Annotated in this window: 10 protein-coding genes and 1 other RNA gene; 1 reads left to right on the plus strand and 10 read right to left on the minus strand. The window is 68.6% G+C overall.

The window, feature by feature from the left end:
• Positions 1 to 98: 98 nt before the first annotated feature.
• The 8 genes from murD to rnpB form a co-directional block, all read right to left on the minus strand.
• The gene (gene murD / locus CAL15_RS20010) at positions 99 to 1,658 is read right to left on the minus strand and encodes a UDP-N-acetylmuramoyl-L-alanine--D-glutamate ligase (protein ID WP_086080094.1); all 1,560 of its coding nucleotides are present in this window, start codon (positions 1,656 to 1,658) and stop codon (positions 99 to 101) included.
• Positions 1,655 to 2,824 (minus strand): phospho-N-acetylmuramoyl-pentapeptide-transferase, encoded by a 1,170-nt coding sequence (gene mraY, locus CAL15_RS20015; protein WP_086080095.1) that lies wholly within the window; start codon positions 2,822 to 2,824, stop codon positions 1,655 to 1,657. The genes murD and mraY overlap by 4 nt, the downstream gene beginning before the upstream one ends.
• A complete protein-coding gene (gene murF, locus CAL15_RS20020; RefSeq protein ID WP_232468043.1) occupies positions 2,814 to 5,660 on the minus strand; it encodes a bifunctional UDP-N-acetylmuramoyl-L-alanyl-D-glutamate--2,6-diaminopimelate ligase MurE/UDP-N-acetylmuramoyl-tripeptide--D-alanyl-D-alanine ligase MurF in 2,847 nt (948 codons plus the stop codon). Before murF ends, mraY begins: the two co-directional genes overlap by 11 nt.
• Positions 5,657 to 7,450, minus strand: coding sequence for a peptidoglycan D,D-transpeptidase FtsI family protein (locus tag CAL15_RS20025; RefSeq protein WP_198299093.1), 1,794 nt, complete (start codon positions 7,448 to 7,450; stop codon positions 5,657 to 5,659). Before CAL15_RS20025 ends, murF begins: the two co-directional genes overlap by 4 nt.
• Positions 7,447 to 7,749, minus strand: a complete 303-nt coding sequence (gene ftsL, locus CAL15_RS20030) for a cell division protein FtsL (RefSeq protein WP_086080096.1) — start codon at positions 7,747 to 7,749, stop codon at positions 7,447 to 7,449. Before ftsL ends, CAL15_RS20025 begins: the two co-directional genes overlap by 4 nt.
• Positions 7,749 to 8,828, minus strand: coding sequence for a 16S rRNA (cytosine(1402)-N(4))-methyltransferase RsmH (gene rsmH / locus CAL15_RS20035; RefSeq protein WP_086080097.1), 1,080 nt, complete (start codon positions 8,826 to 8,828; stop codon positions 7,749 to 7,751). The genes ftsL and rsmH overlap by 1 nt, the downstream gene beginning before the upstream one ends.
• Positions 8,829 to 8,835: 7 nt before the next feature.
• Positions 8,836 to 9,264, minus strand: a complete 429-nt coding sequence (mraZ, locus tag CAL15_RS20040) for a division/cell wall cluster transcriptional repressor MraZ (protein ID WP_086080098.1) — start codon at positions 9,262 to 9,264, stop codon at positions 8,836 to 8,838.
• A 298-nt stretch (positions 9,265 to 9,562) separates the two neighbouring features.
• Positions 9,563 to 9,985, minus strand: an RNA gene (gene rnpB, locus CAL15_RS20045) — RNase P RNA component class A.
• Positions 9,986 to 10,194: 209 nt separating this feature from the next.
• Here rnpB and CAL15_RS20050 point away from each other — a divergent pair.
• A complete protein-coding gene (locus CAL15_RS20050) occupies positions 10,195 to 12,027 on the plus strand; it encodes an ATP-binding cassette domain-containing protein (protein WP_086080099.1) in 1,833 nt (610 codons plus the stop codon).
• A 139-nt stretch (positions 12,028 to 12,166) separates the two neighbouring features.
• Here the strand turns inward: CAL15_RS20050 and pyrC are convergent, their stop codons facing one another.
• Entirely contained in the window at positions 12,167 to 13,258 is a 1,092-nt protein-coding gene (pyrC, locus tag CAL15_RS20055; RefSeq protein WP_420042564.1) for a dihydroorotase, read from the minus strand.
• Entirely contained in the window at positions 13,255 to 14,448 is a 1,194-nt protein-coding gene (locus CAL15_RS20060) for a M20 aminoacylase family protein (RefSeq protein WP_086080101.1), read from the minus strand. The genes pyrC and CAL15_RS20060 overlap by 4 nt, the downstream gene beginning before the upstream one ends.
• Positions 14,449 to 14,485: the final 37 nt, after the last annotated feature.

Consider the following 14,485-nt stretch of genomic DNA (forward strand, 5'->3'; position numbering starts at 1 on the left):
TTCGCCCTTGAAGCGGTTCTGCGGGAAGCAATCCGCCCCCTTGGCGCTACGCGCCGTCCCCCCAAGGGGGAATTCGCCCTTGAAGCGGTTCTGCGGGCTCATACCTCTCCCCTGTCCATCGCCAGCTCCGCCACCTCGTCGGCGAACACTTCGCCGCGGTGGGGGTAGTTGCGGAACATGTCCAGGCTGGCGCAGGCGGGCGACAGCAGCACGGCGTCGCCGGGTTGCGCCAGGTCGGCGGCCTTGCGCACCGCGTCGCGCATGTCGCCGGCGCGCTGGCAGGGCACGCCCGTGGGCGCGAGCACGCGCTCGATCTCGGCCGCATCGGCGCCGATCAGCACCACGGCGCGCGCGTGCGCGGTCACCACCGGCACCAGCGGCGAGAAATCCTGTCCCTTGCCCAGGCCGCCGGCGATCAGCACGGCTTGCTGGCCCAGGCCTTCCAGCGCGGCGACCGTGGCGCCCACGTTGGTGCCCTTGCTGTCGTTGATGTAGTCGACCCCGCCTATGGAACGCACGAAGGCGGCGCGATGCGGCTCGCCCGCATAGTCGCGCAGGGCGCGCAGCATCGGGCCCCAGCCCAGGTCCAGCGTGCGGGCCAGCTGCAGCGCCGCCAGGGCGTTCAGCGCGTTGTGCGTGCCGCGGATGCGAAGCGCGTCGGCCGGCATCAGGCGGCTGGCGCGACCGGCCGGCCGCACGGGCGGCGGCGCATCCTTCTTGCGACGCACCGGCGCCGGCGCCGGCTCGTGGAAATCGCTGGGCTCGCAAGCCGTCAGCCAGGTCACGCCCTGCCCCTGCTCCAGGCCCATGTCGCCCACCCATTCGGGCAGCTCACGGCCGAAGCTGCGCACGCGTTCGGCGCGCAGGGTCTCGACCATGCGCACGGTCAACGGATCGTCGCGGTTGACGATGGCGACGCGTGCCATGGGCAGCAGCCGCGCCTTGGCCTGCGCGTAGGCATCCATGCCGCCATGCCAGTCCAGGTGATCCTGCGTGACATTCAGCACCACGGCCGCGTCGGCCGACAACGTGCGCGTGGTTTCCAGCTGGAAGCTGGACAGCTCCAGCACCCACACCTGAGGCAGGCTGTCCGAGTCCAGCGCGTCCATCAGCGCGGCCAGCGCGGCCGGGCCGATGTTGCCGGCGGCACGCACGCTGAGCCCGCTGGCCTCGACCAGCTGGCGCGTCAGCGCGGTCACGGTGGTCTTGCCGTTGGTACCCGTGATGGCCAGCACGCGCGGCCGATAGTCGCGCGTCTCTGCCAGCTCGGCCAGCGCGCGCGCATACAGCTCGATCTCGCCCACCACTTCGATGCCGCGAGCCGCGGCCTCGGTCAGCAGGTCCAGCGCCGGCGCCTGGCCTGGCGCCAGCCCCGGGCTCAGCACGATCTGGCGCACGCCATCCAGCAGGTCCGGGTCGAACGCCTGGCCGCAACCCAGCCTGTATTCCACGTCGGCCTGCGCCAGCGCCTCGCGCAACGCGTCCAGGCCGCCCGGCTCGGCCCGCGTATCGGCGACGCGCAGCGCGGCGCCCTGCCGGGCGCACCAGCGCGCGGCAGCCACGCCCGTCTCGCCCAATCCCAGGATCAGGATGCGCGAGGCATCCTGATGCGCGGCATCGGGGCGAGAGGTTTCGTGAGCGACGTCGTTCGCGTTCATCGCAATTTCAAAGTGGAAAGACCGACCAGCACCAGCATCATGGTGATGATCCAGAAGCGCACCACGACCTGGGTCTCTTTCCAGCCGCCCACCTCGAAGTGGTGGTGCAGAGGGGCCATCCGGAAGATGCGCCTGCCCTCGCCGTATCTGCGCTTGGTGTACTTGAACCAGGTGACCTGCACCATGACCGACAGCGTCTCGACCACGAACACGCCGCCCATGATGAACAGCACGATTTCCTGGCGCACGATCACGGCGATCGTGCCCAGCGCTCCGCCTAGCGCCAGCGCGCCCACGTCGCCCATGAACACCTGCGCCGGATAGGCGTTGAACCAGAGGAATGCCAGGCCGGCGCCGCCGATGGCCGCGCACAGCACCATCAATTCGGAGGCGCCGGGAATGTACGGAAACAGCAGGTACTTGGAATAGTCGACCCGGCCGACCACGTAGGCGAAGATGCCCAGCGCCGCGCCCACCATCACGGTCGGCATGATGGCCAGCCCGTCCAGTCCGTCGGTCAGGTTCACGGCGTTGCTCGTGCCGACGATCACCGCCCAGGTCAGCGCCACGAAGCCCACCACGCCCAGCGGGTAGCTGACGCTCTTGAAGAACGGCACGATCAGGTCGGCGCGCGTGGGCAGCGGCATGACGAAGCCGCTGGTCACCCAGGCCTTGAACAGCGGCCACAGCTCGGCGTTGGCCGGCGCGGACACCGCGAACGCGAGGTACACGGCCGCGATGATGCCGATGGTGGCCTGCCAGAAGAACTTCTGGCGCGCCGGCATGCCTTCAGGATCGCGGTGCACCACCTTGCGGTAATCGTCCACCCAGCCGATCCAGCCGAAGCCGAACGTGACCAGCAGCACCACCCACACGAAGCGGTTGGTCCAGTCGGCCCAGAACAGCGTGCTGATGGCGATGGAGATGAGGATCAGCGCGCCGCCCATGGTGGGCGTGCCCGTCTTCACCAGATGGGTCTGCGGACCGTAGCTGCGCACGGCCTGGCCGATCTTCATCTCGGTCAGCTTGCGGATCACGCGCGGGCCGGCCACCAGGCCGATGATCAGCGCCGTCGCGCAGGCCAGCACGGCACGCAGCGTGATGTATTCGAAAACCCCGATGACTCGCACGTCATCCGACAGCCAGCGGGCGATCTCAAGCAGCATCCCGGTCTCCTGCACCCTGGGGCATATTGTTGTTCTTGGAAGAGAAACCCTGCACCACCCGCTCCATGCGCATGAAGCGCGAACCTTTCACCAAAACACTGGCGGACGCCGCGTCGTGCAGCGCCGCCACCACTTCTTCCACCGACCCGCAGGCGCGTGCCTGCGTGCCGAATGCCTCCGCCGCCAGGCGGCTCGCGTCGCCCAAGGTCACCAGCAACTCGATGCCGCGCTCGCGCGCATAGGCGCCCACCTCGCGGTGCATCGCCGGACCGTTGTCGCCCACCTCGCCCATGTCGCCCAGCGCCAGCGCGCGCGGAGCGGGCAACTGCGCGAGCACGTCGATGGCGGCCCGGACCGAATCCGGGTTGGCGTTGTACGTATCGTCGATCAGCAAGGTGCCGTCGGCCATGGGCTTGCGCTGCATGCGGCCCGCCACGGCGCTGAAGCCGGCGAGCGCCTGCAGCGCCACGTCCAGCGGCGCGCCGGCGGCCAGGCCGCACGCGATGGCGGCCAGCGCGTTGCGCAGGTTGTGCACCCCCGGCACCGGCAGGTCCAGGGGCGCGCGACCGGCGGGCGTGACCACCTGGCAGCGCGTGCCCGTGGCGTCGGCCTCGACCGCTTCCGCATAGACCTCCAATCCCGGCTGCAGGCCGAAGCGCAGCACGCGCCGCCCGCCGGCCAGCTCTTCCCAGATGGGCGCATAGGGCTCGTCGCCGGGATACACGGCCACGCCGTCGGCCGGCAACGCTGCGATGGCCGAGCCGTTCTCGCGCGCCACCGCCTCGACGGTATGCATGAATTCCTGGTGCTCGCGCTGCGCATTGGTGACCAGCACCACGCTCGGCGCGGCGATTTCGGCCAGGTAGGCGATCTCGCCGGGATGGTTCATGCCCAGTTCGAGCACGGCGGCGCGGTGCTGCGGCCGCAGCCGCAGCAGCGTCAACGGCACGCCGATGTCATTGTTGAAATTGCCGGCGGTGGCCAGGCGCTGCGCCTCGCCCTGCCAGCCCGCCAGAATGGCGGCGACCATTTCCTTGGTTGTGGTCTTGCCGTTGCTGCCGGTGACGGCCACCAGCGGCAAGGTATGGCGCGCCCGCCATGCCGCGCCGATGCGGCCCAGCGCCTGGCGGGTGTCGCCCAGCACCAGCTGCGGCAGGCCGGACGACGGCACGCGGCGCGCCACCACGGCCGCGCAGGCGCCGGCCGACTCGGCCTTCGGCAGATAATCGTGACCGTCGAAGTTGTCGCCCGACAGGGCCAGGAACAACTGGCCGGCGGCGATGGTGCGCGTATCCGTGGACAGCGCCGGCACCTGCGGCAGCAGCAGCGCCAGGCGGGCCCATTCGCGATCATCGAAGGGCTGTTTCGTGCCGGCGATTTCCTGATAGGTTTCGTGGCCCTTGCCGGCCAGCAGCACCACGTCATCGGGCTCGCTGGTCCAGATCGCACGCATGATGGCCAGGGCGCGATCGGCCTGGACGTCCGCGCGGACGCCTTGCGGCAGGCCTGCCACGATCTGGTCGATGATGGCCTGCGGCGCCTCGTGGCGCGGATTGTCGCTGGTGATCAGTACGCGATCTGCGCCTTCGGCGGCGATGCGCGCCATCTCGGGCCGCTTGCCCGGATCGCGGTCGCCGCCGCAACCGAACAGGCAGACCAACCGGCCGCCACGCGCCTGCGCCACCGGGCGCAGGGCCGCCAGCGCACGCGCCAGCGCGTCCGGAGTGTGGGCATAGTCCACGACCACCAGCGGTCCGCGAGCCGCGGAACCCTGGCTGTGCAACGGCGCCGGCGTCACGGTCTGCAAGCGTCCGTCGACCGGCTCGGCCGCGGCCAGCTCGCGGGCGATGTCGGCCAGCCCATAGCCCAGCTTGTCCAACACGCCTGCCACCAGCAGCAGGTTTGCGATATTGTGCTGGCCGAGCAGCCTCGTGACGATCTGCGCTTCACCGCCGCGGCCGGCCAGCGTGAACACCTGGCCTTGCGCGGTGGTGCGCTGCTCGCGGGCGCGGATGTCGGCCGGACCGTCCCCCACCGTGTACGAAAGCGCGACGCCCGACGGAAGGTCCGCCAGCACGCGCCGCGCGGCAGGGTCGTCGGCATTGACGACCGCGCAGCCCAGCCCGGAACGGCGGAACAGCAGAGCCTTGGCCTGCTCATAGCGTTCCATCGTGCCGTGGTAATCGAGATGGTCGCGCGTCAGGTTGGTATAGGCCGCCACGGCGACGCGCACGCCGTCCAGGCGCCCCTGTTCCAGGCCGATCGACGAGGCCTCGAGGGCCACCGCCGTGGTGCCCGCCGCGCGCATGGCCGCCAACGTGCGATGCACGGACAGCACGTCGGGCGTAGTCAGCGCGCCGCCAAGCGCGGCACCATCGGGCAGATAGGCGCCCAGCGTGCCGATCGTGCCGCAGGGCCGTTCCAGGTGCGTCAGCGCACGAGCCAGCCACTGGGCGGTAGAGGTCTTGCCGTTGGTGCCCGTGATGGCGACCACGGTCAACGCCGCGGAAGGCTGGCCATACCACTGGTCGGCGAGTTGTCCCAGCATGGCGCGCAGGCCGCGCACCGGCAGCACCGAATGCGAATCGACCGCCGGCGCCGAATCGGCTCCGTCGGCCTCGTACAGCACCGCGCCGGCCCCCTGGGCCAGCGCCTGCTCGATATATTGCCTGCCGTCCGAGCGCAGGCCAGGGCAGGCAACGAATACGTCGCCCGTCTTCAGCGCGCGGGAATCCAGGTGCAGGTCGGCGCCGGCAGCGACGTGCGCCCGCAGCCAGTCCAGCACCTGGGCGCAGTCGGCCAGTGCGGCGGCGGGCATGGAGGCGCGGCCGTTCATCGTGCGATGTCCCTCTTGCCCGCGGGGCGCCCCGAGGCCAGCAGCGCCCCGTCGGACGCGCCGCGCGCGGATTCGTTGTTGCCGGCCACGATGGTTGACTCGAACGGCGCATCCGGCTGCACGCCCATCACGCGCAGCGTGCCGCCGACCACCCGCGAGAAAACGGGCGCGGCGATCGCGCCGCCGTAATAGCCGCCGACCTTGGGTTCGTCGATGGATACGGCCACCACCACCTTGGGGTCGGACACCGGCGCAAAGCCGACGAACGAGCTGCGATAGCGCTGCGTGCTGTACTTGCCGTCCACGATCTTGCGCGCCGTGCCGCTCTTGCCGGCAACGCGATAACCCTGCACCTGCGCCGCCTTGGCGCCATCGGGGCCGGCGGCGCCCTCGAGCATGCCGCGCACCATCTGCGCCACCTTGGGCGGATACACGCGCACGCTGGTGGGATCGCTGTCGCGCTTGACCAGCGTCAGCGACACCATGTCGCCATCTCGGGCGAATACGGTATAGGCGCGCGCCACCTGCAGCAACGACACCGACAGGCCATAGCCATAGGCCATGGTGGCCTTCTCGATCAGACGCCAGCGATCCCACGGGCGCAGGCGGCCCGGCGCGGCGCCGGGAAAGCCCAGCTGCGGCGCCTGGCCCAGGCCCAGTTCGGTGAAGCGATCCCACATCTCGCGCGACTCGAGCCGCTCGGAGATCATGGTCATGCCGATGTTGCTCGACTTGCGCAGCACGCCGGCGACGTCGAGCATGCCGTTGCGGCTGACGTCGCTGATGGTGCTGCCCTGGTACTGGAAGCGGCCGTTGCCGGTGTCGAACTGGGTGCTCGTGGTGATGCGGCCCAGATCCAGCGCCAGTGCGGCGGTGAAGGGCTTCATGATGGAACCCGGCTCGAACGTGTCGGTGATCGCCTGGTTGCGCAGCGTCGAGGTCTGGAAGGTCTCGCGGTGGTTGGGATCGAACGTCGGCAGGCTGGCCATGGCCAGGATCTCGCCGGTGCGCACGTCCAGCACCACCGCCGTCGCCGCGCGCGCCTCGTGCTTCTGCATGGCGTCCTGCAGCTCTTTATACAGCAGGTACTGCACGCGGGTGTCGATCGACAGCCGCAGGTCGCGGCCGTCGACGGGCAGCGTCACCGCCTGCACGTCCTCGATCACGCGACCCAGGCGGTCCTTGATGACGCGGCGGCTGCCGGGGCGGCCCGACAACAGCTCGTTGAACGTCAGTTCGACGCCTTCCTGGCCCTTGTCCTCGACGTTGTTGAAGCCCACCACGTGGGCGGTGACTTCCCCTTCGGGGTAGTAGCGCAGCGATTCGGGCTGCTGATGGATGCCGGGCAGGCCCAGTTGCTTGATCTTCTCGGCCACCTCCATCGGCACCTGGCGCTTCAGGTAGACGAAGTTGCGGTCCTCGTCGGCCAGGCGGCGGCGCAGGTCGGCCAACGGCGTGCCCAGCAGATTGGACAACGCCGCGAGCTGGGCATTGTCGGCCTGGCGGGCGTCTTCGGGGATGGCCCAGATGGCGCGCGCCGGCACGCTGGAGGCCAGCACCACGCCGTTGCGATCCAGGATCTTGCCGCGCGTGGCCGACAGTGTCAGCGTGCGCTCGTAGCGGCGCTCGCCCTGCTGCTGCAGGAACTCGGTGGAGAGTCCTTGCAGGAACAGGGCGCGGCCCGCCAGCACGATGAATCCGCCGAACAGCAGGATCAACACCAGGCGCGCGCGCCACATGGGCAACTGGCCGCGCAGCACCGGATTGTCGAAGAACGGCACGCGTTTCACTGCGCACCCCCGGCCGCGGGGGCAGGCTGCACGATGGGCGCCTGGTTCAGATAGATCGTGCGGTCGGGCACGGCGGGAATCATCTTCAACTCTTCACGGGCGGCGCGGTCGACGCGCGCATTGCGCGCCAGTTCGGCGCGCTCGAGCTGCAGGCGGCGCCAGTCGGTATCCAGGTCGCGGGCTTGCGCCTGTTGGCGGCCCAGCTCGATGAACAGCTGGCGCGACTGATAGCGGCTGGTCACCAGCGATACGGAGGCCAGCATCAGCAGGGCCGCCACGATGAGACTCATGCGCGCCATCAGCGGGTCCTCCGCCGGGCGGGCCGCCGCGCCTGCGCGCCGGGCACTTCCGGAACGAACGCGCCGCCGCCCGGGGGCAGCGGCTCGGCGGTGCGCTCGGCCACGCGCAGCACGGCGGAACGGGCGCGCGGGTTGAGCGCGACCTCGTCATCCTCGGCAAGCACGCGGCCCAATGACTTCAGGATGGGCTGGGGGAGTTCGCTTTCGCGCAGGGGCAGGCGCGGGTGCGCCGCGGCCGGCCGGGCGGCCGCCGCGATGCACTGCTTGACCATGCGGTCTTCGAGCGAATGGAAACTGATCACGGCCAACCTCCCCCCCGGGGCAAGCAGGTCTAAAGCTGACGCGAGGGCGCCAGCGAGTTCCTCGAGTTCCCGATTGAGGTAAATCCGTAGAGCCTGAAAGGTGCGTGTGGCCGGATGCTGCCCCTTTTCGCGCGTGCGCACGGCGCTGGCGACGCACTCGGCAAGTTCGAGCGTGGTGCGCAGTGGCCGTATTGCGCGGCGAGCAGCAATCGCCTTTGCAACCTGAAAAGCAAACCGTTCTTCGCCATAATCTGCAATCACCTCCCGCATTTCATCCACACTGGCATGTGCCAGCCATTCCTCGGCCGTCGGACCGCGGCTGGTATCCATCCGCATGTCCAGCGGACCCTCCCGCATGAACGAGAAGCCGCGCCCGGCATCGTCGAGCTGGGGCGACGACACCCCCAGATCCATCATCAGGCCATCGATGTGCTCGATGCCCATTCCTGCCAATTCCTCGGCCATGGTGACGAAACCGCCATGGACCACCGTTACCCTGCCATCGGCCGCCGCCAGCTCGCGCGCCACGGCGACGGCCTGCGGGTCCTTGTCGAACACCACCAGCCTCGCCTCGGCGCCCAGCCGGCCCAGCAGTTCGCGGCTGTGCCCGCCGCGGCCGAACGTGCCGTCCACATAGACGCCGCGCTGCACGCGCAGCTGCGATCCGGCATCGCCCGCCTCGGCCGCCGCCCGGGAGACGCTCTTGCTGCCGAATCCCGGCAACACCAACGCGTCCACCGTCGGCGCCAGCAGTACGGGCCGATGCTCGAGGTTCATAGAGATTTCAGAACGAAAACTGGTTCAACACGTCCGGCATTCCCTTGGCCAGATCGGCCTCCTCTCGGAGCGCCAGGGAAGCGGCATCCCACAGCTCGAAGTGCGTGCCCATGCCGAGCAGCATCACATCGCGCGTCATACCGGCAGCGTTGCGCAGTTCAGGAGCGACGAGGACACGGCCCGAGCCGTCGATTTCCACGTCCTGGGCATTACCCAACAACAGCCGCTGCAGCGAGCGGGCCGACATGGGAAAAGCGGCGATCTGTTCGCGCTTCTTCTCCCACTCGGGCCGCGGATACACCAGCAGGCAGCCGTCGGGATGACGGGTAAGCGTCAGGCGGCCGTCAGCCTGCGCAGTAAGCGCGTCACGATGCCGGGTCGGAATCGAAATCCGTCCCTTGGCATCCATCGTGAGCGCACTGCTTCCCTGGAACACCCGTTAGCCCCACTTAATTGCACAAAAACCTACTTTTTTCCACTCTACGGGAATGGGCAAACCCGGTCAAGCGAGCGGTTGCAATTTTTTCAATCACAACAAGGACTTAGGGCACATCGGCGCAGAAGCAAGAAAAAAACCCCCTGAAAAATCAGGGGGTTGTTGACACATCTCAAAGTCTTTCTTCAGAAACACGCGAAAAAGCGCCACCACGCATCGTGTTACGCCCCTCGCGCCTCCACGAACGAGCCGAATGGGCGGCGTGCACGCGCAGCCGCCCGCCATTCAGCCAGGATTCAGGCAGGACAGATCTATAGGCCGGATTCTGTACGCCGGGTCGCCCCGGCGGGCAATCATTCCTCTGCGCCGGCCATTGCTGGACGGCTGTAGCCATCTACCCGCATGCTCGGACGAGCCGCCCTTTCCGGCTCCGAAGAGCCGTGCGCATGCCTATTTGATGTTGCTCCGGATAGAGGTTGCCGCGTTTCACCCTGCGGCGCCGCCCGCCGTTGCCGGCGAGCGAAGCACGGAGATGGCCGTGCCTGTGCGCGCCAGGCGCGCCCGCGCCGCAGACTCGTCTCTGTGGCCCTGTTCCTCGAATGAACAAGGCGGGGCAAAGCCCCGCCTCGCATCCGGACGGCCGTTAGCCGCTATCCTGCCCTGTGGAGTCCGGACCTTCCTCGAAACGCCTGAGACGCCCCGCGATTGCCCGATCTGCCCTGCGGCGGGAATTTTACTCGATGGGGGCAAGACGGGCCGGCGGACGCCGGATGGTCGCTGCAGCTCGGCTGCCGAAGGGCTGCCTCGAACCGCCACCGCCGGATTTCGCCGCAGAAAGGCTGCTGTCGCCGCTGCCCGGCACGCGCGCGCATCGATTCTGCCTTCCTGCGAAAATACCCGTCTATCCCGATTCCCAGCAGACCGCCCTACATGGCCGCATCCCTCATCACCCTCACCGACCTTCAACTGGCCTTCGGCCACCATGCGCTGCTCGACCATGCCGACCTGTCCATCCTGGAAGGCGAGCGCATTGGCCTGATCGGCCGCAACGGCGCCGGCAAATCTTCGCTGCTGCGCATTCTGTCGGGCGAGGCCGAGCCGGATGACGGCACGGTATCGCGCACCAGCGGCCTGAAGGTCGCGGTGGTCACGCAGGAGCCCGAGCTGGACGAGTCGGGCACGCTGTACGACGCCGTGTTCGGCGAAATCGACCTGGAATCCGAAGACTGGCAGCGTCCCGCGCGGGTGCGCGGCCTGATCGAACGCCTGGGACTCGACCCCGATGCGCCGGCCTCGGGCCTGTCGGGCGGCACGCGCAAGCGCCTGGCGCTGATCAGGGCGCTTGCCGACCAGCCCGATCTGGTGCTGCTCGACGAGCCCACCAACCATCTCGACTTCGAGGGCATCGCCTGGCTGGAAGGCATGTTGCGCGAGGCGACGTTCGCGGTCCTGTTCATCACGCACGACCGGCGCTTCCTCGACGCCGTGGCAACCCGCATCATCGAACTCGACCGCGGCAAGCTGCTCAGCTTTCCGGGCAATTTCTCTGCATGGCAGGTGCGCAAGGCCCAGTTCCTCGAGGCCGAGCGCCTGGAGAACGCGCGCTTCGACAAACTGCTGGCCCAGGAAGAGGTGTGGATCCGCAAAGGCGTCGAGGCCCGCCGCACCCGCAACGAAGGCCGCGTGCGCCGTCTGGAGCGGCTGCGCGTCGAACGCAGCGAACGGCGCGAGCGCGTGGGCAACGTCACGCTCGCGGTGGCCGAGGGGCAGCGCTCGGGCAAGCTGGTGGCCGAGCTGGAGCATGTCAGCAAGTCGTACGACGGCCGTCCGGTCGTGGCCGATTACTCCACCACGGTGCTGCGCGGCGATCGCATCGGCCTGATCGGGCCTAACGGCGCCGGCAAGACCACGCTGCTCAAGCTGATCCTGGGTGAACTGGCGCCCGACAGCGGCACCGTCAAGCTCGGCACCAACGTATCGGTGGCCTATTTCGACCAGATGCGCAGCCAGCTCGACGAGAACGCCACGCTGGCCGAGGTGATCAATCCGGGCAGCGAATGGATCGAGATCGGCGGCCAGCGCAAGCACGTGATGAGCTACCTGGGCGACTTCCTGTTCTCCCCGGCGCGGGCCGGTTCGCCGGTCAGCAGCCTTTCCGGCGGAGAACGCGCCCGCCTGCTGCTGGCGCGCCTGTTCGCCCGTCCCGCCAACGTGCTGGTGCTGGACGAACCCACCAACGACCTGGACATCGAGACGCTCGAACTGCTCGAGGAACTGCTGCAGGACTACAGCGGCACCGTGCTGCTGGTCAGCCACGATCGCGCGTTCCTCGACAACGTCGTCACGCAGACCATCGCCAGCGAAGGCGATGGACGGTGGGGCGACTACGTCGGCGGCTACGACGAATGGCTGGCGCAGCGCCCCGCTGCACCTGCTCCGGTATTGGCCGTGCGTCCCGCCGAGCCCGCGGCCTCGGTCCCGGCCCCCAAGGCGACGACGACCGCCGAAGCGCCCTCCGCTGCGCCCAGGCCCGTCAAACGCCTGTCCAGCTGGGAACAGCGCGAACTCGATGGACTGCCCGATGCGATAGCGGCCAACGAGGCGCGCCAAGCCGAGATCGCCGCCAAACTGGCCGACGGACGGCTCTATCACGAAGACCCGGAAGAAGCCGCGCGGTTGGGCGCCGAGCAGGCCACGCTCGAAGCCGAACTGGAAGAGAAGTTCGAACGTTGGGAAGCGTTGGAAGCACGCAGGTCGGCGTAACGAACGCCATGCGTACCGCCCGAAGAGGCTCGGGCGCGGTACGAGTGCATGCAAAAGGAATGGAGCGGCCCCAGGTCGCCCCGCCTGCGCGCGTGCGGAATGGGCGCGACGAATCGCGCCCTGACGAACAGAACGGTTTCTAGCCGCCGATGCCGGCCACGCGCCAGGGCAGCGTCTCGCCGGCGGCCAGCGGCACCAGCGTGCTTTCGCCGAACGGCAGTTCCTGCGGAACCTGATACTCGCCGCGCTCCAGCGTCAGCGTGCCGGTGTTGCGCGGCAGGCCATAGAAATCGGGCCCATGGAAACTGGCGAACCCCTCCAGCCTGTCGATGCGGCCCACGGCGTCGAACGCCGTGGCGTACAGCTCCATGGCATGCAGGGCGTTGTAGCAGCCGGCACAGCCGCAGGCATGTTCCTTGAGGTGGCGCGCGTGGGGCGCGCTGTCGGTGCCCAGGAAGAAACGCGGGCTGCCGCTGGTGGCCACTTCGACCAGGGCCTCGCGGTGCGTCTCGCGCTTGAGGATGGGCAGGCAGTACCAGTGCGGCCGCACGCCGCCCAGGAAGATGGCGTTGCGGTTGTACAGCAGGTGCTGCGGCGTGATGGTGGCGGCGATGGGGCCTTCCGCGTCGCGCACGTAGTGCGCGCCCTCGCGGGTGGTGATGTGCTCGAACACCACCTTCAGCCCCGGAAACGCGCGCCGCAGCGGCTGCATGACACGCTCGATGAACACCGCTTCGCGATCGAACACGTCGATGGAGGGATCGGTGACTTCGCCATGCACCAGCAAAGGCATGCCGCAGCGCTCCAGCGCCTGGAGGGCCTTGTCGCACTTGCCCAGCAGATCCGTCACGCCCGCGTCAGAGTTGGTGGTGGCGCCGGCCGGATACAGCTTCACGGCATACACCTGGCCCGACTCGTGCGCGCGCACGATTTCTTCGGCGGTCGTGTTGTCGGTCAGGTACAGCGTCATCAGGGGCGTGAAGGCGTCGGCCGCGATGCCAGCCTTGCGCAGCGCCCCGTCGATGCGCGCGCGGTACTCGAGCGCCTGCGCCGTGGTGGTGACAGGCGGCCTGAGGTTCGGCATGACGATCGCGCGCGCGAACTGCCGCGCCGTGTCGGCCACCACGGCCTCGAGCGCCGCGCCGTCGCGCAGGTGCAGGTGCCAATCGTCGGGACGCACCAGCGTCAGGGTAGGTACAGCTTCGGAAACGGACATGGAGGTAAGGCTCAGGCGGCCAGAGGCATGCCGCGTTCGGCCAGGGCGCAGAACATGGCGCTGCCCAGGGGAATCACGGCGTCGTTGAAATCGAAATTGGAGTTGTGCAGCAGGCAGCCGGAATCGGCGCCGCCCTGGCCCAGGCGGAAGTAGGCGCCGGGCCGCGCTTGCAGCATGAAGGAGAAGTCTTCCGAGCCCATGGACGGCGTCAGGTCGCGGACCACGTTCTCTTTGCCGATCATCTCGGTGGCGATGTCCGCGACCAGGTTGGCGTGCTGCGGCGTATTCAGCGTGGCCGGGTAGATGCGCTCATAGTTGACCTGCGCCGTGGCGCCGAACGCCGCCGCGATGGAGGTCGCCAACTCGCGCATGCGCGTCTCGACCATCTCTTGCACCGACTTGCGGAACGTGCGAACGGTGCCCACCATCCGCGCCTCGCGCGGGATGACGCTCATCGCGCCCGGATGCCCCGCCTGCAGCGAACCGACCGACAGCACGGCGGAGTCCAGCGGGTTCACGTTGCGCGACACGATGGTCTGCAGCGCCGTGATCAATTGTCCGGCGATCGTGACCGGATCGATAGTCTGGTATGGATGCGCGCCATGGCCGCCGCGGCCCTCGATGACGATCTCGAAGCGGTCGGCGGCCGCCATCATGGGACCGGGATTGATGCCGATGGTGCCGGGCCGCAGGCCCGGCCAGTTGTGCAGCGCATAGATCGCGTCGCACGGAAAGGTATCGAACAGGCCGTCGTCCATCATGGCCTTCGCGCCGCCCCGCCCTTCTTCGGCGGGCTGGAAGATCAGCACGGCGGTGCCGTCGAAATTGCGCGTCTGCGCCAGGTAGCGTGCGGCGCCGATTAGCACGGCGGTGTGGCCGTCATGCCCGCAGCCGTGCATAAGGCCGGGTTTGGTGGAGCGGTGGCCGAAGCTGTTGTCTTCGGTCATGGGCAGCGCATCCATGTCGGCGCGCAGGCCGATCATGCGGCCGCTGTCGCAGCGCTTGCCGCGTATGACGCCCACTACCCCCGTCTTGCCGATGCCCCGGTGGACCTCGATGCCAAGCGCCTCGAGGGAGCCCGCAACGATGCCGGATGTACGCACCTCTTCGAATCCGAGTTCGGGATGCGCATGCAGGTCGCGCCGCAGCGCGGTCAGCTCGTCGTGAAAGAGCCGGATGGACTCGAGGGGAGTGCGTGCATACATGGGAGGTTACAGAATACCGCAACGAGGGAAAGAAGCG

Source organism: Bordetella genomosp. 13 (genome assembly GCF_002119665.1).
In the GTDB taxonomy this organism is placed as follows: Bacteria; Pseudomonadota; Gammaproteobacteria; order Burkholderiales; family Burkholderiaceae_B; genus Bordetella.